This is a genomic window from Streptomyces bullii, from assembly GCF_042657145.1.
Taxonomy (GTDB): domain Bacteria; phylum Actinomycetota; class Actinomycetes; order Streptomycetales; family Streptomycetaceae; genus Streptomyces; species Streptomyces bullii.
The window spans coordinates 262,635-284,489 of record NZ_JBHSNY010000009.1 but is presented as its reverse complement, the minus strand read 5'-3'; the positions used below and the strand labels follow the sequence as shown (position 1 = coordinate 284,489).

General features: G+C 70.3%; 15 protein-coding genes and 9 pseudogenes. 15 read left to right on the top strand and 9 right to left on the bottom strand.

The features are described from left to right. Positions 1 to 46 precede the first annotated feature (46 nt). Positions 47 to 442, bottom strand: a pseudogene (locus ACFPZJ_RS26360) (serine hydrolase); the annotation flags it as partial. Positions 443 to 775: 333 nt separating this feature from the next. Here ACFPZJ_RS26360 and ACFPZJ_RS26355 point away from each other — a divergent pair. Beyond that, entirely contained in the window at positions 776 to 1,393 is a 618-nt protein-coding gene (locus ACFPZJ_RS26355) for a GNAT family N-acetyltransferase (protein WP_381026347.1), read from the top strand. A gap of 390 nt (positions 1,394 to 1,783) precedes the next feature. Here the strand turns inward: ACFPZJ_RS26355 and ACFPZJ_RS26350 are convergent. Beyond that, a pseudogene (locus ACFPZJ_RS26350) lies at positions 1,784 to 2,506 on the bottom strand (MmyB family transcriptional regulator); the annotation flags it as partial. On the opposite strand from ACFPZJ_RS26350, the pseudogene ACFPZJ_RS26345 reads away from it, so the two are divergent. Both ACFPZJ_RS26345 and ACFPZJ_RS26340 read left to right on the top strand, forming a co-directional pair. Next, a pseudogene (locus ACFPZJ_RS26345) lies at positions 2,500 to 3,216 on the top strand (zinc-binding dehydrogenase); the annotation flags it as partial. The pseudogenes ACFPZJ_RS26350 and ACFPZJ_RS26345 overlap by 7 nt on opposite strands. A gap of 173 nt (positions 3,217 to 3,389) precedes the next feature. Continuing rightward, positions 3,390 to 3,896: pseudogene (locus ACFPZJ_RS26340) on the top strand (cyclophilin-like fold protein); the annotation flags it as partial. 284 nt (positions 3,897 to 4,180) lie between these two features. Here ACFPZJ_RS26340 and ACFPZJ_RS26335 read toward each other — a convergent pair. After that, complete coding sequence (locus ACFPZJ_RS26335; protein WP_381026344.1) at positions 4,181 to 4,939, bottom strand: hypothetical protein; 759 nt, start codon at positions 4,937 to 4,939, stop codon at positions 4,181 to 4,183. Next, the gene (locus ACFPZJ_RS26330; protein WP_381026342.1) at positions 4,929 to 5,444 is read right to left on the bottom strand and encodes a SigE family RNA polymerase sigma factor; all 516 of its coding nucleotides are present in this window, start codon (positions 5,442 to 5,444) and stop codon (positions 4,929 to 4,931) included. The genes ACFPZJ_RS26335 and ACFPZJ_RS26330 overlap by 11 nt, the downstream gene beginning before the upstream one ends. A gap of 242 nt (positions 5,445 to 5,686) precedes the next feature. Here ACFPZJ_RS26330 and ACFPZJ_RS26325 point away from each other — a divergent pair, with 242 nt between their 5' ends. The 8 genes and pseudogenes from ACFPZJ_RS26325 to ACFPZJ_RS26290 form a co-directional block, all read left to right on the top strand. After that, positions 5,687 to 6,697: a sigma factor-like helix-turn-helix DNA-binding protein gene (locus ACFPZJ_RS26325; protein ID WP_381026339.1), complete on the top strand. Its 1,011-nt coding sequence runs from the start codon at positions 5,687 to 5,689 to the stop codon at positions 6,695 to 6,697. Positions 6,698 to 6,699: 2 nt separating this feature from the next. Then, entirely contained in the window at positions 6,700 to 8,457 is a 1,758-nt protein-coding gene (locus ACFPZJ_RS26320; protein ID WP_381026337.1) for a transglycosylase domain-containing protein, read from the top strand. Between the two features lie 203 nt (positions 8,458 to 8,660). Then, positions 8,661 to 8,831, top strand: coding sequence for a hydrophobic protein (locus tag ACFPZJ_RS26315; protein WP_361950522.1), 171 nt, complete (start codon positions 8,661 to 8,663; stop codon positions 8,829 to 8,831). A gap of 548 nt (positions 8,832 to 9,379) precedes the next feature. After that, positions 9,380 to 9,670 (top strand): annotated as a pseudogene (locus tag ACFPZJ_RS26310) (Hsp70 family protein); the annotation flags it as partial. 142 nt (positions 9,671 to 9,812) lie between these two features. Further along, positions 9,813 to 10,079, top strand: coding sequence for a hypothetical protein (locus ACFPZJ_RS26305; protein WP_381026715.1), 267 nt, complete (start codon positions 9,813 to 9,815; stop codon positions 10,077 to 10,079). 76 nt (positions 10,080 to 10,155) lie between these two features. After that, complete coding sequence (locus ACFPZJ_RS26300) at positions 10,156 to 10,590, top strand: pentapeptide repeat-containing protein (RefSeq protein ID WP_381026335.1); 435 nt, start codon at positions 10,156 to 10,158, stop codon at positions 10,588 to 10,590. Between the two features lie 373 nt (positions 10,591 to 10,963). Next, the gene (locus tag ACFPZJ_RS26295; RefSeq protein ID WP_381026333.1) at positions 10,964 to 13,720 is read left to right on the top strand and encodes a SpoIIE family protein phosphatase; all 2,757 of its coding nucleotides are present in this window, start codon (positions 10,964 to 10,966) and stop codon (positions 13,718 to 13,720) included. 174 nt (positions 13,721 to 13,894) lie between these two features. Continuing rightward, positions 13,895 to 14,035: pseudogene (locus ACFPZJ_RS26290) on the top strand (SRPBCC family protein); the annotation flags it as partial. Between the two features lie 24 nt (positions 14,036 to 14,059). Here ACFPZJ_RS26290 and ACFPZJ_RS26285 read toward each other — a convergent pair. From ACFPZJ_RS26285 to ACFPZJ_RS26275, 3 genes and pseudogenes are all read right to left on the bottom strand, one after another. After that, a pseudogene (locus tag ACFPZJ_RS26285) lies at positions 14,060 to 14,167 on the bottom strand (IS5/IS1182 family transposase); the annotation flags it as partial. A 243-nt stretch (positions 14,168 to 14,410) separates the two neighbouring features. Next, positions 14,411 to 14,737: pseudogene (locus ACFPZJ_RS39910) on the bottom strand (DUF7919 family protein); the annotation flags it as partial. Positions 14,738 to 14,836: 99 nt separating this feature from the next. After that, positions 14,837 to 15,676: an endonuclease/exonuclease/phosphatase family protein gene (locus ACFPZJ_RS26275; protein WP_381026688.1), complete on the bottom strand. Its 840-nt coding sequence runs from the start codon at positions 15,674 to 15,676 to the stop codon at positions 14,837 to 14,839. 186 nt (positions 15,677 to 15,862) lie between these two features. Here ACFPZJ_RS26275 and ACFPZJ_RS26270 point away from each other — a divergent pair. The 3 genes and pseudogenes from ACFPZJ_RS26270 to ACFPZJ_RS26260 all read left to right on the top strand — a co-directional run. Further along, positions 15,863 to 16,217: pseudogene (locus tag ACFPZJ_RS26270) on the top strand (transposase); the annotation flags it as partial. Between the two features lie 39 nt (positions 16,218 to 16,256). Further along, positions 16,257 to 16,688: an ankyrin repeat domain-containing protein gene (locus ACFPZJ_RS26265; RefSeq protein ID WP_381026328.1), complete on the top strand. Its 432-nt coding sequence runs from the start codon at positions 16,257 to 16,259 to the stop codon at positions 16,686 to 16,688. 117 nt (positions 16,689 to 16,805) lie between these two features. Further along, complete coding sequence (locus tag ACFPZJ_RS26260) at positions 16,806 to 17,411, top strand: dihydrofolate reductase family protein (protein ID WP_381026325.1); 606 nt, start codon at positions 16,806 to 16,808, stop codon at positions 17,409 to 17,411. A gap of 385 nt (positions 17,412 to 17,796) precedes the next feature. Here ACFPZJ_RS26260 and ACFPZJ_RS26255 read toward each other — a convergent pair whose 3' ends face one another. Then, on the bottom strand, positions 17,797 to 19,104 hold the full coding sequence (locus tag ACFPZJ_RS26255) for a phytase (RefSeq protein ID WP_381026323.1): 1,308 nt from the start codon (positions 19,102 to 19,104) through the stop codon (positions 17,797 to 17,799). Between the two features lie 607 nt (positions 19,105 to 19,711). On the opposite strand from ACFPZJ_RS26255, the gene ACFPZJ_RS26250 reads away from it, so the two are divergent. Further along, entirely contained in the window at positions 19,712 to 20,173 is a 462-nt protein-coding gene (locus ACFPZJ_RS26250) for a hypothetical protein (RefSeq protein ID WP_381026321.1), read from the top strand. A gap of 379 nt (positions 20,174 to 20,552) precedes the next feature. On the opposite strand, the gene ACFPZJ_RS26245 is transcribed toward ACFPZJ_RS26250, so the two are convergent. Then, positions 20,553 to 21,170: a hypothetical protein gene (locus ACFPZJ_RS26245; RefSeq protein ID WP_381026318.1), complete on the bottom strand. Its 618-nt coding sequence runs from the start codon at positions 21,168 to 21,170 to the stop codon at positions 20,553 to 20,555. Between the last annotated feature and the right edge of the window lie 685 nt (positions 21,171 to 21,855).

Here is a 21,855-nt window from a genome sequence, read left to right as displayed (position 1 = left end):
AACCGCTGGTGTGCTGGAGCAGATTGCGGACCGTGATGGTACGGCCGTCGTTTCCGGCTCCGGACACCACTCCGGGCAACAGCTGTTCCACCGTCTGGTCGAGGGACAGCCGTTTCTCGCCCGCCAGTAGCAACGCGCCGGTGGCGACGAAGGTCTTGGAGGTGCTGCCAAAACGCAGGTAGCCGCCGGGCGGCGGCTGACCAGATCTTCCACACCGGAGCGGACCGTGACGATCCCGCGTGGGGTCTCCAGCCGGACCGCCACGCCGGTGACTCCGGCGTCGCGCAGCGCGTCTGCGTCCCGCTGCACCATCCCAGCCGTAGCGGAGGGACGTGGCGTGGCCGAGGCCGCGGGAAACGGCAGAGCTGAGGGAGCCAGCAGGAGTACAGCATTTGATAACCAGCAACGCATAGAGATCACGACCCGAGGCCAGGAACAGCACGCGCCACCGACCATCCGGGATACGCCCCTGCTCGAACGGGTGCCAGCCGGATGGACACCACTCCTCAGCGCTCGTGTGACCGGCGGCTTCCCACGTTCCCTCATGCCCGTGATCCGCAGTACAGGGTGCAGACACAGCTCGAAACACCCAGCGTCCGGACCCAGACACATCGGCAACAAAAGCAGGGCGCGCTGCCAAGCTGCTGACTGGCCATCGTCACAACGGCCGCCGCCGGTCCCTTCGCCGCGCACCCTGACCCAATTCCCGTCGCCGAACGTGTCGGCCCGCGAGCGGACGGACCCCCCGACGCCGAGGAACCCCCAGGGGTACAGAATGGCCCGTATGCCGATGACGAAGATCCCGACGGCGGCAACGATCGACGACGCTCCGCTGATCAGTCGCACCTTGGCCCGCGCCTTCGACGACGACCCCATGATGCGCTGGCTCTTCACCGGCGACGCCTCGCGCGAGGCAGGACTGGGCCGCTACTTCACCACAGTCTTCACCCGGCAGTACGTCCACCACGGTGTGTGTGAGCGCACCGATGCGGCGGCCGCTTTCTGGGTACCGCCGGAGGCGCAGGCCAAGGCCGTTCCCGACGCGGAGACCATCCAGGAGCTCCAGAACATCCTTGGTGACCGTGCTCCACTGTTCAGGGACGCTGTCGAGACGGCCGCCCAGCACACACCCCAGGAACCGCATTGGTACCTGGCGGTGATCGGCGTCGACCCGGCTGCCCAGGGTCAGGGGCACGGGGCCGCCCTGCTGCGCTCGGGGCTGGACAAGGCCGACGCAGCGGGTCTGCCCGCCTATCTGGAGTCCTCCAAGCCGTCCAACCTGCCCTTCTACGAACACTTCGGTTTCACCGTGCGTGGGGAGCTTCGGCTACCGGAGAACGGGCCGGTACTGTGGGCGATGTGGCGCGAACCGCGGTGCCCCGCAGGTGCCTAGAGGCGCTTGTCACAGCCACTCGTCGATACCTGCGACCAGCACCGTCGCTTCGTAGCCGACGGCAAGCCTGTCGTACCGGGCCGCCATGGCGCGGTGCCGCTTCGGGCGGTCGATCCCGCGCACTCCACCGCGTGGCGTTCGCGGTAGTCGGCCATTGCCGAGCATCGGCGACTTGACTTTCTCCTCCGCCTGCCTGTCGAACTCCGTCCGCGCCCTACCGCCAACGCCTTTCGCCCCGGGTGTGCCTGGGGCGTCACGGTGCCGCGAGAAGCAGAACATCCGGACGCGGAAGCGGCCCCGGACTGCCGCGACCGCGTCGTCGGTGCCCCTCGAGCACATGGGCGGTCCGCCGATGCCCGCAGGGACCGCTGTGACGTGCGTCAGCCGTGGTCAGTTGGTGCCGGTCGGTTCCGTGTCGGCGTCGGCTTCTTGTGTGGCCGCCCAGGAGGCGAGGAGGCGCAGGCCCTCTTCGGAGGGCGAACCGGGTTCGGCGGTGTAGATGGTGAGGGTCAGGCCCGGCTCGGCGGCCATGTCCAGGCCCTCGAAGGCGAGGGTGAGGTACCCGACGGCCGAGTGGTGGAACCGTTTGGTCCCGGGGCCGTGGTGGCGGACGTTGTGGGCGCCCCAGCGGGTGCGGAACTAGTCGCTGTCGGTGGACAGTTCACCGACCAGATCGTGCAGGTCCTTGTCGTGGGGGTTGCGGCCGGCTTCCGTCCGCAGGATCGCGACGGCGACGTCGGCGAAGGTGTCCCAGTCGGGGTAGAAGCGGCGGGAGGCGGGGTCGAGGAAGTTGAAGCGGGCCAGGTTGGCCTGGTTGTGGGGCGTGGCGTAGACGTCGTGGTAGAAAGCGCGAGCGAGCTGGTTGGCGGCGAGGATGTCCATGCGGCCGTTGCGGACGAACGCGGGCCCGGCGGTGACCGCGTCCAGGGTCCATTGCAGACTGCGGTGGGGTGTCCACTGCCGCGTGCTGCGGCGCCGGGGGCGGGTGAGAGCGTCGGAGCCGTCGGCGGCCTGCGCCAGGTTCAGCAGGTGGGCGCGTTCGGCGTCGTCGAGCTGCAGGGCGCGGGCGACAGCTTCGAGGACGGCCGGGGAGACACCGGCGAAATCGCAACGGTTTCCAGTCCAACTGCCTGCACCGCGAGTTCATGAGCACCTGCCAGGCCCAGTACGTGCGGATCCCCAACGCCCAGGGCACCCTCGTCGCCACCGACGGCCTACCGGCCGAGGAGCACTGGCCCGGCCTGCTCGCCGTCTCCGACGTGATGGGCACCGGCTGGTGGGCCGCCGACGCCGCCGGTGTCAGGCCCGGCTCCACGGCCGTCGTGGTCGGCGACGGCGCGGTCGGCCTGTGCGGCGTCATCGCCGCCAAGGAGATGGGCGCCGAGCGGATCATCGCGAGTCCCGTCAACAGCTCGCCCGGGAGTTCGGCGCCACCGACATGGTCACCGAGCGCGGCGACTAGGGCGTCGCCCGCATCAAGGAGCTCACCGGCGGCATCGGCGCCGACAGCGTCCTGGAGTGCGTCGGTACCGCGCAGGCCGCGCAGCAGGCCCTGCACGCGGCGCGACCCGGTGGCAACGTCGGCTTCGTCGGCGTCCCCCACGACGTGTCGGTGGACGGGCAAGAGCTGTTCTTCTCCCACGTCGGGCTGCGCGGCGGCCCCGCCCCCGTGCGCCGCTACCTGCCCGACCTCATCGACCGCGTCCTGACCGGCCGCATCGACCCGGGCAAGGTCTTCGACCTCGCCCTCCCGCTGGAACAGGTCGCCGAGGGCTACCGGGCCATGGACGAGCGCCGCGATCAAGGCGCTCCTCAAGCCCTGACCCACCGCCTCGCCCCGGAGAACATCCATGCGGCCCAGCTGATCGTCCCTTGCGCGATTCGCCCCGCCGAGCGCTCCAGCCCCCGCTGTCCTGGCCGAGCGCTTGTACGCCCTGCACACCGAGCGAGACGGCTTCCGCCCCTCCGCCGAAGCCACGCCCGACTGACCCTCAGGATGATGCCGATGACCTCCGCGCCCCGCCGGGCCCTGCCGTGCGCCGTCCCGGCAGCCGTCCTGCTGCTGACCGTGGCCGGCTGCTCCGACGGCGCTCCGCACGCCGGTTCGCCGTCCGCACTGTCGTCCTCGGCCGCAACGGGGCGGCAGGAGGCACCGGCATCCCCCACCCCGCCCGGCTCCGACAGGAACACCTTCATGGACATCCGTGCCACCCTCGACGGACGGCCCGTCGACGCCACCTTGAACGACACCCCTGCCGCCCGCGACCTCGCTGCTCTTCTCCCGCTCACCGTGGATCTGGAGGACTTCCACGGCACGGAGCGGATCGGCTACCCGCCGCGCAAGCTGACCACCGCCGACGCCCCCGAACCGGCCGCGCCGAAGGCCGGCGACCTCGCCTACTACGCGCCCTGGGCCAACCTGGCCCTCTTCTACCGCGACGGCCCCTCCGCCTCCGCCGACCTCCTCATCCTCGGCCACCTCGACGCCGACACCGACCAGCTCGCTACGGCCGACCGCATCACCGTCGAAGCCGCCACCTGGCCTCGCCCCCTACGCAAAGACGTATGCACATCCCCTCCGCAGCCGGGCCCGCCCCGGCAAGCTCTCCTTCGTCCTCCGGGTGCTCGCCGCCGGCACGTACCTGATGGGAACCACCAGGGCCGGTGTCCTCCAGGTCAGCGTCTGGCACGCCAGGCGGCGGACACGAGGCCGTGGGGACCGACTCCCGGCAGGAAAGGTCCGGGCCGAGGAGCCCACGCACGTCCCGCGCCGCATCCACCGACGCGTCACCCCGGCTCGCCGGTGACCGTGCGGTCCTGTGGAACCGTGCGGTCCGGCGCAACCGTGCGGTCCGGCGGGGTCGTCGGGGTGACCGACGCCCCGCCCTCCCGCGTGCCCGGGACGGCCGTGGAGGTGACCGTCACGCGGTCGCCCTCGCGGGAGCGGGTGTAGAGCCACTCGGCGTCCGTCGGGGCGAGGCCGATCCAGCTCGCTTTGGGGGCGAGGGTGGCCAGGGCCTTCGTGTCGAAGCCCAGGGGGCCGGCGTAGATCGGCAATCGGTCGGCGGTGTGCAGTTCCACGACGTACGGGATCTTGACGAAGTAAGCGTCCTTGGCCGCCTCCGCCTCCTGCGGCAGCCGCAGCACCTCGTGTCTCGCGGTCACCGTCAGCTCCCGGCCGGGCGGCAAGGCATCGAAGAAGTGCGAGTCGACCCGCATCACGCGGTCGCCGACCGTGAGAGTGTGGCGGCCCAGGTCGAGGACCCTGGGAGTGGTGATGGCCGGGCGCGGGGTGGACACCGTCGGTGTCGGGGTGTCCGGCGCGGTGGCCGGGAGCCGGCGGTCGTTGTCCGGGGCGTCGCCGTGCGGCGTCAGGGCGATCACCGCGAGCGTGCCCACCGCCGTGACCAAGCCCACGGCCGCGGTCGCCCGGCGGCGGCGGGAGCGGCGGGCGGCCCTGGCTCGGACCTCGTGGGCGGTCACGGGCGGTGGGGTCTCGTGCCTTACGGCCAACTCGCGCAAGGCGGCAGCGAGTTCATCTGACACGGCGGCCCTCCTTCCAGGCCGGCTCCTCGGCCTCCTCCACCGACAGATGCTTGGCCAGTGCCGCCCGCCCCCGGGACAACCGGGCCTTGACCGTCCCCACGGGCGCGCCGGTCTCGGAGGCTACCTGTTCGACGCTGAGGTCGCACAGGTGGTGCAGGACGATCGCCATGCGCTGACTCTCGGGGAGTTGACGCAACGCCATCACCAATGCGGCGCGTTCGGGGCCGGGGCCCGGGGTCGACTCCGGGGGCGGGGTGCGGCGCATCAGTTCCAGCCACCGTCTGGCCCGCCGCCAGCGGCTGACCGCGAGTCGCATCGCGACGGTGCGTATCCATGCCTCGGGGGCCTCGTCTGACAGGAGCCTCTGGCGCCGGTCCCAGGCCCGTACGAACGCCTCCTGCACCACGTCCTGGGCCTCGCCGAGGTCCCCGGTGAAGGCGTAGAGCTGCCCGGTCAAGCGGGGGAACGCGGCCGCGTAGAAAGCGTCGAACTCGTCCTCGGTCATACCCTCCACCGGAGTCTCGGATTTCCCGTGCAACCCGGCAGGCCCCGTCATGCGTACAGGTCCCGCAGGTCGCGCACATCGAAGCAAACCCCTGGAGGAAGACGATGAACACGGGTGCCGGGATCCATCCGTCCGCCGTGCAGGTGCGTGCGGATCCTGGAGGGGAGGCATGCGGCACCTCCGTATCGCCTGTCGCACGCGGTGACTTCGCGGCGTACGCCCGTGCCAACTGGCCCCGGCTCGTGGCCACTGCCTGCCTTCTCACCCAGGACGCCCGATGCGGCGAGGAGTTGGCGCGGCTCACCCTGGTCCGAATGTGCGCCCAGTGGCGGCGCGTTCCGCGCAACGACGTCGACTTCCACGTACGGCGCTGTCTTGTGCAGGGGCATCTGCGCGGCGGGGCCCGGCTGTTGGGCGGCGCCCGGGAGCGGGTCGTGCTCGTGCTGCGGTACTGGGACGGGCTGGGCGAGACGGAGATCGCCCATGTGCTGGGGTGCTCGGTGGGAGCGGTGCGCTCCACCGCGCGGCGCGGGGTGAGAAGGGCCCTCGTAGGCCGGACGGTGCCCGCCGGAAGGGAGTGGGCGGCCCTGCGGGCCGGTTTCGCCGCCGACCTCGACGGCATGACGTCCTCGGCCGTTCCGCTCGACGAGATCCAGCGGGACGGCGCGGCGCGGCGCCGACGGCGGATGCGGGCCGTGGCCGCCGGGTGCGCCCTGCTGCTCGCGCCCCCGGCCGTCCTCGCCGCCGATCAGTTCGGGAGCCGGGGTGCCACCGGTTCCGCCGAGGCCGCGGACGACGCGGTCCCCGGGCCGGTGCGGATCGTCGCCTCCGGTGAGCGGGTGGCCGCAGCCCCGGGTGTGGACGTCTGGCTGACCCCGGACGGCAAGCACTGGTCCACTCCGCAGGCGCCGAACCAGTTCCGCGGGGCCGGTGACGTGAACCTCGCGGCCGGCGAGCCGGGCATTTCCGCGCAGGCCGAAGCGGTGCAGGGCCGGTACTTTCTGTCCGGCCTGTACTACGGGCTTTCCGGCGACGCGGCCCGCGTCGAAATCGGCGTCGGAGACCGGAGGATCACCGCCAACGTCCTCACGCTCGCGGGCGACCGGGGCTGGGGCGTGTGGTATGCGAGCGCGCCGCTGTCCGGGCCCGAGGGCGACGATCTCCTCGCCGGGGGCGGCGGCCCGACGGTCACCGTGTACGACGCGGCGGGCGCCGTCGTCGCGCGGTCGGGCATCGGTGCGGTGCCGTCGTGAACATGCGTCCGACGACCCCCGGCCGGCTCATGCGGAAGGCCACGGGCATCTCCGTCTCCCGCTTCGTTTCCCGGAGCGCTTCCCGCCTCGCCGCCCGCCGACGCCCCCACTCCAGTCCCCGCATCCCCCTCCGCGTCCGGCTGCGCCGCACCCGTGGGCGCTGGCTGCGACGGCTGCTGGTCACGTTCGTCGTACTCATCGGCGCCCTCTGCGGTGCCGCCCTCGTCGCGTACAAGCTGACCGTGATCCCCGAGCCGCACCCCGAGACGGTCGTGCAGAGCACGGTGTTCCTCGACACTGAGGGCTCCTACCTGGGCCGGCGCGGTCCCGTGGACCGGCAGGAGGTGCCGCTGTCGCAGGTTCCCCGGCATGTGCAGGACGCCGTGATCGCGGCGGAGAACCGGTCCTTCCGTACGGACACCGGCATCTCACCGCGCGCCATCGCCCGTGCCGTGATGGCCACGGTGACCGGCCGCGGGCGGCAGGGCGGTTCCACGATCACCCAGCAGTACGTGAAGAACGCGCTGCTGAGCCCGGAGCAGTCGCTGTCCCGTAAGGCCCGTGAAGCACTGATCGCGATCAAGCTCGACCGCACCCGGAGCAAGGACGAGATCCTCGAGGGCTATCTGAACACCGTGTACTTCGGCCGGGGCGCCGCCGGGGTCCAGGCCGCCGCCCGCAACTACTTCGACGTGGCGCCCAAGGACCTGACCGTCTCGCAGGGGGCCGCGCTGGCCGCGATCGTCAACATCCCCTCGTACTACGAGAAGGCGGGCTCCGACCCGGAAGTGACCGCGAAACTCCGGGACCGGTGGGAGTGGGTGCTCGACGCGATGGAAGCCGGGGGCAGCATCACGAAGAAGCAGCGGGACGCGGCCCGTTTCCCCGCCTTCCGGTTCTATCCGCCGGGTGAGACGGAGGGGCAGCGGCAGTATCTGATCGACGTGGCCGCGAAGGAGGCCGCCGACCGGCTCGGCATCACCGAGGACCAGCTGGCACGCGGGGGCTACACCGTGCACACCACCTTCGACCTCGCCCTTCAGGACGCCACCGCCGAGTTGGTGAAGGACGGCCCGGACGACTCGGACGGCGAGGTGCGGGTGCACACGGCCGTGGTGGGGATCGAGCCCGGGGACGGGGCGGTTCGTGTGCTGTACGGCGGGGCGGACTACGCGCGGCAGCCGTTCAACGACGCGGTGAGCGGGGCGGTGGAGGCCGGTTCGGTGCTGGACCCCTTCGAGGGCGTACGGCTCGCGGGTCCGCTGGACGGGTTGCTGCAGTCGGCAGCGCCGACACCGCTGCGTCTGGCTTCGGCGTACGCGGCGGTGGCGGCCGTGGGTGATCACGCGGAGCCCCATACGGTCGCCCGGATCACCCGCGAGGGGCACACCGTGCACACGACGCGGCCGGACATCACCCCGCAAGTCATCGACGAGAAGGGCGCCCTCATGGTGACGGCGCAGGCACGGACGCAGGGGGGCTACAGCTGGCCGGACGGTCGCAGTGAGGCCGTCGCCGTGCGGCCCGAGGCACCCGGCACGTTCTTCACCGCCGGGGCCGGAGGCGGTACCGCCCGGCGCACCGTCTGGACGACCGGCTTCGACAACCGGCTCGCCCTGACGGTAGCGCTGTTCGCCGACCGCCCCGGCCCCAAGAAGCACTCGTCCGTGCCGGCCCAACTCCCCGCCGACCCGTCCCCGACCGCGTACGCCGAACAAACGGCCACCAAGGTATGGGAGTTGGCGGTGGAGCGGTCGTGAGCGCTCGCACCGATCGGTTACGGTCGGCAATTCGCGGAGAGGGGCTCGGTGACAGCGGGGAACTCAGGCTCCGCCGCGCGATTGGCGGGTACGTGGGGTAGTGCAAGTGCGTCGAGTATCCATGGGAGCGGTAAAGAAACCATGGAAATCGATTGTGTGTTCTTCGATTGGCCGGGCATCCGGAGCATCGGAGGTTGATAACTATGGTCCCCTTGCTCCTCGTTCTGCTGCTGGCTCTGATCCTCTTCGGTGCGGGTTTCGCGCTGAAGGCACTGTGGTGGATAGCCGTGATCGTGCTGGTGGTCTGGCTGCTGGGCTTCGTCGTGCGGACGGCGGACACCAGCGGTCGCAAGGGCCGCTGGTACCGCTGGTAACCGTCAAGCGGCGTGCCCCCACACCTGCGGGCCCTGGGAACACCCGGGGCCCGCAGGCATGGGTAGACGCGCGTTCGACTTCGTCAGGCGGAGCGTCGTTCGAACCCGACCAGTTCGACACGCCGTGAGTTGCAGCACAGGCCCACGTCGCACGGCCGGCGGCGTGGTCTTCGGCATCGACTTCGGCACCTGGGCATCCGCCCTGGTGGTACTGCGTCAGGGGCAGCCCCGCTGCCGGTGCGCGACCTCGTCAGCGCTCATGGAGCGACCTCCGTGCGCAGTGCCGTGTGTCTTCTCCCGGACGGATCGCCGGTGGTCGGGCAGGCGGCCCAGAACTCTCGCCTGCGACGCCCCGAGCGTTTCCGGGCCGAGTTCAAGCGGGAGTTCGGCGAGCCGTTCCCACACCGGCTGGGCGAGCGCCGGTTCAGCGGTGTGGAGCTCACCGCACGAGTCCTCGGCTTCCTGGTGGCACAGGCCCGCCGGGCCGTCGGGGCGGAGCCGGACCGGGTGGGGATCACCGTCCCGGCCACCTGGGAGCGGGCCCGCAGATGCCACGCCGGACCCAGCTCGCCGAGGCGTGCACCGCCTTCAAGCAGCAGCTGTCCGTCTCGTCGGAGCACACCGATCCGCTCACCATGCTCGATCCGCCGGTGGAGGTCACGCTCACCCGGGACGAGCCGAGAGAGGAGGTTCACGGCCTCTCCTGGGCGGACCTCGATCTCATCGTCCCCGTGGGCGGCAGCTCCCGGCTTCCCATGGTCGGCGAGCTGCTGGCCGCACGGTCGGGGCGGCCGGTGCTGGACGTGTCCGAGCCGGACGTGGCGGTGGCCACGGGAGCGGCCTGGCTCGCCCGGGGCGCGGCCCCGCCCGGGTGGCGGCGCCCCCGGGCCTTTCCGACGCACTGCGGGAGCCCCGTCCGGTGCGTACGTTCCCGGCGGGCGTCAGGGCTCTCCGACCATATGGTGCTGGAGGCGGTACGACGTGCGCGGACGTGGCCTTCTTTCCCCCGGCGGGCCCACGCTGTCCGACCAGTGGCAGCGGCTGGTGAGTACCTGGGTGGCGCGGCACGACCTGCCCCTGGAGGCCGACGCGGACTCGGTGACGGTCCGGATCGACCACCCGGAGGCCCGGCGCAAGATCACGCTGACCTTCACAACGGCCCGGAGGGTACTTCTGCTGGTGCTGATCACCGACGACCGCTACCTGACAGAGGATCACCAGCCTTCACCCACCGGTGATCAACGGTGACCGCAGAACCTGTCCGCACAGCAGCCCATGGGAAACCTGCGAGCTCACTTCTGGTTTGACTGGCACACTGTCGCCCATGACCACGCCCCTGAACGCGAGGCGTCGACTCGCCGCGCTCCCGCGCTACGCAGCCCTGGAGGGGGAGGACTTCACCGGCCAGGATCTGACTTCTGCTCGCCCCTCACAGTTGCGCTTCACACGATGCTCGTTCGCGGGAGTCGATCTGCGGCAGGCCACCCTGGACGGCTGCTGGTTCAAGTTCTGCGATCTGAGCGGTGCGGATCTGCGCGGAGCGTCACTTCGTGGGGCCCGCTTGTTCGGCTGTGATCTCCGCGAGGTCGACCTCCGCGACGCTGATCTCACCGACGCCGAGCTCGGCCGGGTGAACAGCGGCAGAACGCCGTACGGCCTCACCAACGTCACCGGAGTCCGGCTCAAGGGAACGCTCCTGCGCAACGTCCAACTGGACGACGTCATCGGATGGCCGTCTGAGCCGGACAACCTCGCGTAGAGCGAGCCTCATCCCCCGCTTCTCCGTCGAGGTCCTGCTGCGGGCGGTGCCGAGGCCGGGTCACGGCCAGGACCCGGATGTCACGCCGGCCGAGTTCGACCGCCCAGGTGCGCATGACGAAGTCGGACGGCGTCGTTCGGCCGGCCTGCGGGTGGGCCGGCACACCGGCCATACCTGCCCAGGTGCGCCGCACCTGCCCGTGGCAGAGGTCGTACCACCGGGCTTCACGGCTGGCGGCGCGGTGCCCCCGGGGCGGCGAGCCACGTGGCGTCAGGTGGGTTCCAAGACCTTCGATGATCGTCGTCATCGTTCCGATGTCGGCACCAGTCAGAGCATGGCCATCCGGAGGTTCTTCGTGTAGGAATAGTGGCTAATGTCTGCTTTTCGCAGTTTCAGTGGCCTATCGTCGCGGCTTCTGGCGAGCAGGAGTCCGCGCAGCGTCGCCGGCCAGGTCTTCCTCCTGCAGGTGGCGCTGGTGGTGCTGCTGGTGGCGTGTGCCGTGGTGGCGCAGGTGCTGCAGTCGCAGCGGGCCGGCAGAGCGGAGGCCGAACGCCGCTCCATCGCCGTCGCCCAGACCTACGCCCACTCCCCCGGCGTCCTCGCCGCGCTGCGGGCCCCCGAGCCGTCGAAGGTGCTGCAGCCCCTCACCGATGCGGGCCGAAAGGCGGCCGGCGTCGACTTCATCGTCGTCATGGACACCGACGGCATCCGGTACACGCATCCCCAGCCGGACCGGATCGGCAAGCGCTTCGTGGGCCGGATCGAGCCGTCGCTGGCCGGCCGGGTCTACACCGAGAGCGTGCACGGGCCGCTCGGTCACGAGGTCCAGGCCACCGTCCCGATCAACGACCGCGAGGGCAAGGTGGCAGCGCTGGTCTCCGCCGGGCTGAAGGTCGAGACGGTCACCAGCCTCGCGGAACGGCAGCTGCCGCTCATCCTGGGCGCCGGAGCGGCCGGTCTGGCGGTGGCCACGGCCGGAACGGCACTGGTCGGCAGGAGGCTGCGGCGGCAGACCCACAATCTGGGCCCCGCCGAGATGACGCGGATGTACGAGCACCACGACGCGGTCCTGCATTCCGTGCGCGAAGGTGTGGTCATCGTCGGCGCGGACGGCCGGCTGCTCCTGGCCAACGACGAGGCCTCACGGCTGCTCGGCCTGCCCCGGGACGCCGAGGGCAGACCGGTGGCGGAGCTGCCCGGCCTCACCCGGGGCATCCGGGAACTGCTGACCTCCGGGCGCAGGGCGAGCGACGAAGTGCACCTGTCCGGGGACCGCCTGCTCGCGGTCAACCAGCGGCCCACCGGACACCACGGCTTCTGCGGTGGCACGGTGGCCACTCTGCGGGACTCCACCGAACTGCGTGCGCTCTCCGGCCGGGCCGAGATGGCCCGCGAGCGCCTGAAGCTGCTCTACGACGCGGGCCTGGGCCTCGGAGGCAGCCTCGATGTGACGCGTACGGCCGAGGAACTGGCTCAGATCGCCGTTCCCCGGTTCGCCGACTTCGTGACCGTGGACCTGCTCGACGCGGTGCTGCAGGGCGAGGAGCCCGACGGGGCGGGGACGGGTATGCGCCGCACCGCCGTCAAGGGCATCCGGGAGGACCATCCCTTCTACGAGGTCGGCTCCCTGATCGACTTCGTCCCGTCGACACCGCACGCCCGCGGTCTGGGCACGGGCCGCTCGGAACTGGTGACCGACCTGGCCACCGCCACCGGCCTCCGGCTCCAGGACGCCGCACGCGTCGAGAGGATCGAGGAATACGGCGTCCACTCACTGATCTCCGTCCCGATCCAGGCCCGCGGCATCATGCTCGGCGTGGCGACCTTCTGGCGCTCCCGCACACCGGAGCCCTTCGACGAGGACGAACTGTCCCTGGCCGAAGAGCTCGTCGCACGGGCAGCGCTCAGCATCGACAACGCCCGCCGCTACACCCACGAGCACACCCTCGCCGTCACCCTCCAGCGCAGCCTGCTGCCGCGCGCGCTGCCCGAGCAGAGCGCGCTCGAGGTCGCCTACCGCTACCTGCCCGCCCAGTCGGGTGTGAGCGGCGACTGGTTCGACGTCATCCCCCTGCCAGGCGGCCGGGCGGCCCTGGTCGTCGGCGACGTCGTCGGGCACGGTCTGCACGCCGCGGCCACCATGGGCCGGCTGCGCACCGCCGTGCACAACTTCGCCGCCCTCGACCTGCCGCCGGACGAGCTGCTCAGCCGTCTGGACGACCTGGTCAGCCGCATCGACCAGGACGAGTCGGGTCCGGACCACGACTCCGGCGTCATCGGCGCCACCTGCCTGTATGCCATCCACAACCCGGTCGAGCGACGCTGCACCATGGCACGGGCCGGACACCTGGCCCCCGCCCTGGTGGGTCCCGACGGCGACGTCACGTTTGCCGACGTGCCGACGGGCCTGCCCCTGGGCCTGGGGGGCATGTTCCAGAGCACCGAGCTGGAACTGGCGGAAGGCACCCAGCTCGTCCTCTACACCGACGGGCTCATCGAGGACCGCGCGCGGGACCTCGACGTCGGCATGGACATGCTGCGCGAGGCCCTCGCCCGGCACCCGGACCGCTCCCCCGACGCACACTGCCAGGCACTGGTGGACGAACTCCTCCACGGGCGGCCCAAGGACGACGTCGCGGTACTCGTCGCCCGCACCCTGGCCACCCCGGCCGACCGGGTGGCCGACTGGAACGTGCCCAGCGACCCCGCCGCCGTCGCCGGGATGCGCGCCGCCGTGTCGCACAAGCTGCACGAGTGGGGTCTGTCCGAGCTGTCCTTCACCATGGAGCTCGTACTCAGCGAGCTGATCACCAACGCCATCCGCCACGGCTCGCCGCCCATCCACGTACGCCTCCTGCGCGACCGGACGGTGACCTGTGAGGTGTCCGACGGCAGCAGCACCTCACCGCACCTCAGGTACGCCACGACGACCGACGAGGGCGGCCGCGGACTGTTCCTGGTCGCCCAGGTGGCCGACCGCTGGGGCACTCGCTACACCCCGCGGGGCAAGGTCATCTGGGCCGAGCAGGCCGTACCGGGGCAGGACGCACCACTGGCCCACGAAGCCGGGCCGCCCAAGCAGCGGCGACCGGGCCGTGACATGGACCAGGCGGATACGCGCGTACGGTGAGCGCCCGCCCGGCTGTGCGGATCACTCCCGCGCACCGTCCGGTGGTCCAGCTGGCCTCCCGTCCTCGCGCCCTGCCCGCGCCTGGCGGGCCGCCCAGGCACTGCTCGCGCGGCTCCCCACCATCTGCTCGCCACCGGGTGGTGACCGCTGGCGAGGAGGCGGAAGCCTGACGCCATGACGACGGACGTGACGGCCGAGCGCGTCATCCCGCTGCCGCCCGAAAGCGTGGCCGCCTACGCCATGGACTGGCGCCACGACGCCGAATGGACCCAGGGCATCCGCACGGCGGAACTCACCGCCGAGGCGGACGGGGGCGCTTGATCTGGCGACGCCGCAGATCAGCCGGTCGATCGTCCGCTCCACTTCGTTGCGGCGTCGGTGGACTTCTCTGTCGAACCCCGTCGGACGGCCGCCAGTGCTGCCCCGCCGCTGGCGGTTGATCTTCCGTGCGGTGGCGACCCGTTACGACAAGCGGGCCTATGTCTTCCACGGGCCGGTCACCGTCGCCTCGATCCGGCTCTGGCTGCGTACGTGAGCCTCGCTCGCCTCTACTCCAACATGCGTTCCGCGTCCTCCGGAACCCAGGGAAAAGGGACGTCGGGCCACCGTGCGGACGCCCAGATCGACAGCGAGAACGGCATCCATGAAGGCCTGCGGCGGTCGGTAGCCGTGGGCGGTGACGTAGTGCGTGATCAGGAACGGAGCGGCATAAGCGAAGCCGGGCCCACCCGGAATCCGCACCTCCCCGTTGCCCTCCGGAGCCTCACCCGCAGGACACAGGTCGCACTCGTGCACCCCGAGGCAGACGTTCATCCACTGGACCTCCTGAACAGCCTTCAGCTTCTCTACGACCACCGTGGGGACCGTCCCTGTCGAGTACGGCTTGCCGGCTTCCAGCCACCCGATGTTCAGGCGGGTGTACGCCGGGCGGTACCAGAGCGCGTAGAAGCCCGACTCCCTGTCCGTGAACGCATCCTCGTCCCGGTAGTCGTACTCGCTGAGATCTTCGTAGAACACCCACCCATCATCGCCGGAGTGCTTCGTTGAGCCCACGCGATTCCACGACCCATCGGACACGCCCTAGGGCCCACCAGCCGAGCCGGTCACGACGTCCGCTCACGTTGGGTCCAGGTCGGTGTAGAGCATGTGGTGATCCGAGTACGGGGTCGGACGCACACGGTGCTCGAGCGGGACCAAGCCGCGCAGGAAGATGTAGTCGAACTTGCTCTGCCAGTCGGTGGTCGGCTTGCAGATGCCGGTGGACGAGGGACGGCACTGGGGGTCCGTATCTGCGGCCAGTGCCCATATCCCGGCGAGTTCCGGGGCGTCCGGCACGGCGTTGAAGTCGCCGAGAATGATCGCGCGGTCGTGCCGGGCGACGTCTGCGGCGAGTACGCCGGTCTGGCCTGCCCGGACCGTCTCCTGACGTCGTTGGGCGAGGTGCGTGTTGAAGACCCGGACGGGCTGACCGCCCACAGTGGTGGTGACCGCCATGTAGCCGCGGTCCTCTGATCCGCCGTCGGGGTATTCCACGCTGACAGGGTCTGTCATCGGTGCCACCGAGAGGATGGCCTGCCCGTAGGCCCCCGCACTCCACGGCACTCCCCCGCAGCGGCCCCAATTCCGCAGAACGGTCCCGTACTCGACGTGGTACACCAACCCGTGAAGGCTCTCCAGATGGTTGCGGATCCCCTCGACGTCACGCACGCATGCTTCTTGCAGCCCGATGACCTGCGGAGCATACGTGGCGATCTCCGCTGCCCGGTCGGCGTTGCTTGCCTCGCACGGGTTGCAGATGTTCCACGTCATGACACGGTTCGGTACGACATCCCTGACGGCTTCAACGGGCAGTGACCTGGCCAAAAGTGCGCCGCCTGGTGCACTGGGGCCGACGAGCACCATGCAGACCGCGGTCATGGCGCCCGCGAGCAACCACGTGCCTCTTCCGAGCACCATCGCCTCCTCAAGTGGACACACATGGCATCCGACGTCTTCAGGCACAAGGTTATGAGACGGGGTCGTCAGCCACACGAGTGCGGTACGAAGACGCGCGCGGGCAAGAAGCCAGGCCGGTTGCCGACATGGACCCGGCGGCAGCTGATCGACGGCATACGCTTCCGGGTCCGCACTGCGGTCGAGGCCGTCCTGGGCCGGGCCCGGGTGCCCCGATTGGGTCGGGCAGACCGCGCACCAGGCCGCGGCGGGTGCGCGCCGACAGGGCGTACGCCGCCCGCAACAACCGGTGCCTATCTGCGGCGGCGCGGCATCCGCTGCACCATCCCGGACAAGGCCGATCAGGCCCGCAACCGCAAGAAGCTCGGCTCGCGTGGTGGCCGTCCGCCGAAATTCGATCCCGAGGAGTACGAGGCCCGGCACGCGGTCGAGTGCGGCATCAATCGCCTCAAAAGGCACCGCGCCGTTGCCACGCGGGTACGACAAACTCGCGGTCCGCTACGAGGCAACCGTCCTGGCTGCAGCCATCAACGAGTGGCTTTGACCGAGCCCCTCGCTCACCTCTTGATTAGTCTGAGCGATCGTGAACAGGCGGCGGCAGAAGAAACTGTCCAGGCGTCTCGTCGAGGCGGCGACATTCGGCGACAGCACCCAGATCCACGCTCTGCTGCGAGCCGGGGCCTGCCCGGAGGCCAGCACCACCGAGGGCACCACGCCTCTCTACGCCGCATCAGTCACCGGAGCCGCCGACAACGTCCTGCGTCTGCTGGCAGCCGGGGCCTTGCCCGACACCGAGAGCGGAAGCGGTGCGGATGGCACGCCCCTGTGCGCGGCCGCGTGCTGGGGCCATACCGAGACGGTGCGTGCACTCCTCGCCCACGGCGCCGACCCCAATCTCCGCGAAGACCACGGCATGGGCCGTTCACCACTTGAATGGGCGATGACCGGCCCCTACCCCGAAACGATCGCCATGCTTGTCGCCGCAGGCGCCCGACCACACGACCGAGCCACGTGACCCGTCCGGCATTGCCGAGTCCCGTGATCCACTTTCGATACACGCCCTGGCCACGGAAGTTCCGCCGATGAGTTTCCGGCGGTTGTGCGGTCTACCCGTCGACGAAGGGAGCGCACCATGCGCAAGATCATCGTTTGCACGTTCCTGACGCTGGACGGCGTCATGCAGGCGCCGGGCGGTCCGGACGAGGACGCTGACAGCGGCTTCGAGCACGGCGGCTGGCAGAAACCGGTGGCCGACGACGAGGTCGGCACGGCCATCGCCGGTTGGTACGAGCACTCCGACGCGATGCTGCTCGGCCGCAAGACGTACGACATCTTCGCGTCGTACTGGCCGACCGCGGATCCCGATAACCCGTTCACCCATCGGATGAACAGCATGCACAAGTACGTGGCGTCTCGGACCCTGACGTCCGTCGAGTGGCAGAACTCCACGCTGCTGGAGGGCGACGTCGTCGATGCCGTACGCAAGCTGAAGGCCTCCGACGGCGGCGACATCAACGTCGTCGGCAGCGGCGACCTTGCCCAGACCCTCATGCAGCACGGCCTCGTCGACGAGTACCGGCTGACCATCCATCCCGTGATCATCGGCACCGGCAAGCGGCTGTTCGGCGACGGAGCGATCCCCACTGCGCTGGAGCCGGTCAGCGTCTCGACGACGAAGGGCGGCACCATCATCGGCGTCTACCGGCCGAACGGCAACCCCAGCTACGACAGCTACTAGGCCGTTCTGGCCGTTTGTGATGGCTCTTGGACGATGTCTCGGAGCCAGATGACGATCGCGGTGACGGCCAGGGTGCCGTTGAAGATGTAGTCGCGTTTGTCGTAGCGCCTGGCGAGGACGGCCGCGCCGCCGGGCGATGATCGGCCTGGCGGGACCCAGCACCCGAGCAGAGGCCCGTCAGCTATCTCCGTCCGCCAGGTGGCCGTCGGCCCGGTATCAGCCCGAGAACGCAGGATGTGTGCGGCCGGGCAATTCCGAGACGAGGGTTTGACCGGCGAACCGGGCAAACCCCCGATGAATCGGCGTCAAGTGTTGGTCTGTTGCTCCCTCTCACTCGCTCGGCAAGGGACAACAGGGAACCGCGCGGTCCGCCGCGGTGATGCGCTCAGCCGTCGCCGTCCAGCGCGTCGGTGAGCCTGCCCAGATCGACGAACTTGAAGTTGGTGTTGTCCCGGGTCTCCCCCGGCTCGACTGTCTCGTCCGGGGTGTTGTGCCCGTCCTGCACCACCAGCAGGCCGTTGGGGTAGCGGGAGCCCAGCGGGGCGTTCAGCACGGCCGCGCCGTCGCACTCCTCGGAGCCGTCGACGGTCCCGGCGGTGATCCGGAAGCCGCTCTCGTACTCGTTGTTGTCGGTCACCTCGCGGTCGTACGCGGCGAAGGTGTTGTCGCCCTGGCTGGAGGCGAGCAGGTAACCGTCACCGCCGCCCTCGTCGAGGATGGTCAGGCCCTCGACGTCGGCGGACAGGTGCGTACCCCCGTAGCCGGGATCCGCACCGGCGACGCACTCCTCGGTCGCCTCGTCGTACGTCGCGGGGACGCCGTACTCGCGCACCTTGTCGATCAGCTTCGGCTTGCCGCTGAGGTCGGCGGGCATCCGCCAGATGCCGACGTCCTCCTGACCGGCGTAGAGCACCTTGTTCACCGGGTCCACGACCATGCCCTCGACCTGCGGAAGGTCACCGGGGTCGGCGCAGGGGGTCCAGGGCCGGCCGCTGGGGAGGGTGAAGGAGGCGGGCAGGTCGTAGGTGCGCACCTGCCGGTAGGTGACCGCTCCGGTGGCGGTCGCCTTCAGCTCCAGCAGGGCCAGCCGGGTGCGGCTGCGTCGGCTCACTACGGCGTAGGAGCGGCCGGTGGACTTGTCCGTCCAGGTGGCCAGACCGTAGGGGGTGGCCTGGTCGTTGACCTCGTCCAGGGTCCTGGAGAAGACCAGCGGGGCGTTCGGGTCGGTGATGTCCGTCAGCGGCTGGGCGGAGCCCGGGGTGATGCGGTAGATGCGCAGGTGGTCGCGGCCCCGGTCGGTGACGACGGCGACGTCGGCACGGCCGGTCGGCAGCGGGAAGCCGGAGACCAGGTCCACGTTGTTGAAACGGCCCGGCTTGTCGTCGGGGGTGGGGGCGGGCGGCGCCGCTATCGACTGCACTTCCTTGCCGGCCAGGTCGTAGACGCGCAGGCCGCCCTCCTTGGCGGTGGCGATCACCAGGCTGGCGTCCGGATTGGCGGCGTTGCGCCAGATCGCCGGGTCGTCGGCGTCGGCGTTGCCGCCGGCGTCGTCGCCGTACAGAGCCGGGGTCTCCGTGGTGGCGGTCACCCCGGGAAGCGCGTTGTCATCGGCCTGGGCCGAGGCGGGCAGGACCGCCACGGCGGTCAGGGCCGCGACGATCGCGGCCGTCTGTGTCCCGCGCAGGTTGCGCACAGTACCTCCACGAAGGGGGAAGAGAAGAGTGACGAGACCCGGTGGGGCAACGCTTGGGCGTTGTCCCTGCGTCGGGCCGCCAAGATCCTTGGCACCGAAGGTGAAGGGGTTGCCGCTGTCCGGTGACGTGACCATGCCGTTGGGATGAGCAATTGGCGCGCACCGCAACGGCGCGTGAAGCCTAGACCTCTTCCAGGTCATCGACTGCGCCTGCGCGTGGGGCCTGCGGACCATGTCGGACGTGCTCGCCTGCACCCCGGACGAAGGCATCGGGCTCCGCCTGGACGCCCCCGAGATGCAGGTCCGGCTGCCCCTGATCGAACCTTGCGGACGGACAGCGTGCGTTCGTTCTCGCGCAAGAGGAAACAGAACATGCGTCCGGCCCCCCGCCTGATTCCGCAGGACGGTCGTAGTGGCACCGGACGCCACGGCAACTACTGGTGCTGACCCGGTGATACGGCCCCAAGCGATCGGGACCAGGGCCCGCACGCACCACCCCTTCGCCAGGGGCGCTGCGCGAACTCGCCGAGAGTCGAAAAGACTCCGCGTCCTCTGTCTTCCTCTGCGAAGCTGTGCGCGACCCGTAGTAGGCCAGAAGGGGGAAACCGTGAGCCGATCCATGGATCGCAGGGCGCTGCTGCGCACGGCGGGCTCTGCAACGGTAGTGGGCGCGCTGGGCGTGACCGGGCTCGCCACACCCGCACAGGCGGCACCCGAAGTGATCAACACTGACCAGGTGATGGCCACGACCAACCGCGTGACCCACGTGCCGCGGACGCGCGGCAGCATCACCATCGAGCTGCGCTCCGGGTATTACAACGGCTACCAGTACGGCTGGGGTCGGCTGGTCGGTTCCGGCTGGGACCCGCGCGGGTGGATCTGGCTGGAATACAGCACGGACGGCGGCCGCAGCTGGAACTTCTCCGACGGGACCTACCTGTCGGACGGCACCGGATACGCCCACACTTCCGGCCGACTGACCCGCGCCGACGCGAACTACGTCTTCCGGGCCAGCTATGACAGCAATTTCCGAGCGACGTCTCCGTACATACAGACCGGGGTCTGGTAACCCACTGTCGGCGAACAGAGCGGACGGAAGTGGGTGGCCGGAGTGACTTATCCGACCACCCTCCTCCGGCCCGTTCCCCGGAAGAAGCACCCCAATGGCTGCACAGCGGAGCCCAGGTTCACCTGCCGAGCGAGAGTAACGAGACCGCCGAAGCCCTCATGGCCGGCATCGGCCGCTTCCTGGCTGACTACAGCGATGGCTTCGTGCTCTGGCTCACGTTCTGTGACGGCACGACTGTGCGTGACCGTCGTCGGTCACCCGCGGCCAGCAGCCCACCCGCGTCCTCACCGACCCGGTCTTCCGACATCGCCGGTCCGTGCCCACTGGCACCGTGCAGCCGTCGCCGGACCGTGCGCACGGGCGGCGGAGCCCCCGATCGTCAGTGCTGCATCCAACGCCAGTCCGGCATGGGTGGCATGTGCGGCATCGGCGGCATGTGTGGTGCCCTGCTCATGGCCCGCTGCCACATCCCGCGGGCCTGCTCCTCGGGACGCTGCTGTTCTCCGTGCAGCGCGTTGAGGATGAGCAGGCCGCCTGTCAGTGACGGGATCGTCCACTGCAGGAAGGCGAGCTGCCGCTGCGCCTTCTCCGTGTCGACGGGGTGCTCGCGGGCCTTTTCGGCATCTTCTGGCTCGTCGGAGGACGCCAGCTCGATCTTCTTGCCCAGCACCCGGCTGTAAGCGGTGACCGCCAGGGCAGCCCCGGTCAGAACCGTCTTGGCAACGGTGGAGGCGGCCACCCCCTGCTGGGTGGCAACCCGTGCCGCGTTCGCCGCGAGCAGTCCACTACTGCCGACCAGGTGGGTGCCGATAGCCGTGGCGTTCACCGGCGCCCACTTCGCCCAGCCGGAGCTCATGACCCGCGTCGTGATCGCCGGCGTTCCACCTTCGGCTCTTGCCGCGCCATTCAGGCCCACCGCGCCCATCAAGGATCCACCGAACCATGCGGCCAGCCCCAGGTCGTGCAGGCTGCGCAGAACCGTATTGCGTTGCGACATCTCGTTACTTCCTTTCGGTGGGCAGGAGGCCGGCAGCACATGGACACCGCTTCCACTGTTGCCCACCTCAAGAGAGGGCGCACCTCGGACACTGGTGAACGGGCCACGTTCGCCCTCGTGAAAGGCAGCCAATGAGCGATAGACCCGCGGGCGGCGAGGTCTGGCCCTCTGCATTTGGCCGGCAGTCAGCAGATCACCGCAAGGCGGCCGCCCTGACTGCCGCGAAGGTGCCTGAGCGTGGCGGCGCCGGCACCTCGCCGCAGGGGCTCTCCTCATCCGCGGTGGCAGTGGCGTCCTCGTCCTGGCCGGGGGAACATCTACCCCGCCTGCTTGCACGAGCAGGCGTCGAGAATGCCCCTGACGGCACCGGCGGCCAGCAGGGGTTAGTAGGCGGCCTTGGACGCCTACGCCCGATCTCAACCCCTGCCGGGGCGGCGACAAGCCATCCGAACCATGGCGATCACAACGGTGACCGCCAGCAGCCAGTTACTGCGGCGGCCTTCTCCTGAACGCCTTCCAGACGCAGCGCCGCACCGGTGGCAGCCCGGCTCCGACAGCCCGGCCGCCCCCCTCTCCACCGAGCTCGCGCTCCAGCCGCTGACCCGTGCAGAGCGCTGGCACCCGACGGTTCCGGCTGGCGCATGGACGTACGCTGCGTCCGGTCCGACGGCCACCGAGCACTGGA

What these genes read in the sequence shown, in the direction of transcription:
- ACFPZJ_RS26355 (WP_381026347.1), top strand. Translation starts at nt 776, where the DNA reads ATGGCCCGTATGCCGATGACGAAGATCCCGACGGCGGCAACGATCGAC.
- ACFPZJ_RS26330 (WP_381026342.1), bottom strand. Translation starts at nt 5,444, where the DNA reads ATGACCGAGGACGAGTTCGACGCTTTCTACGCGGCCGCGTTCCCCCGC.
- ACFPZJ_RS26320 (WP_381026337.1), top strand. Translation starts at nt 6,700, where the DNA reads ATGCGTCCGACGACCCCCGGCCGGCTCATGCGGAAGGCCACGGGCATC.
- ACFPZJ_RS26315 (WP_361950522.1), top strand. Translation starts at nt 8,661, where the DNA reads ATGGTCCCCTTGCTCCTCGTTCTGCTGCTGGCTCTGATCCTCTTCGGT.
- ACFPZJ_RS26300 (WP_381026335.1), top strand. Translation starts at nt 10,156, where the DNA reads ATGACCACGCCCCTGAACGCGAGGCGTCGACTCGCCGCGCTCCCGCGC.
- ACFPZJ_RS26295 (WP_381026333.1), top strand. Translation starts at nt 10,964, where the DNA reads ATGTCTGCTTTTCGCAGTTTCAGTGGCCTATCGTCGCGGCTTCTGGCG.
- ACFPZJ_RS26275 (WP_381026688.1), bottom strand. Translation starts at nt 15,676, where the DNA reads ATGGTGCTCGGAAGAGGCACGTGGTTGCTCGCGGGCGCCATGACCGCG.
- ACFPZJ_RS26260 (WP_381026325.1), top strand. Translation starts at nt 16,806, where the DNA reads ATGCGCAAGATCATCGTTTGCACGTTCCTGACGCTGGACGGCGTCATG.
- ACFPZJ_RS26245 (WP_381026318.1), bottom strand. Translation starts at nt 21,170, where the DNA reads ATGTCGCAACGCAATACGGTTCTGCGCAGCCTGCACGACCTGGGGCTG.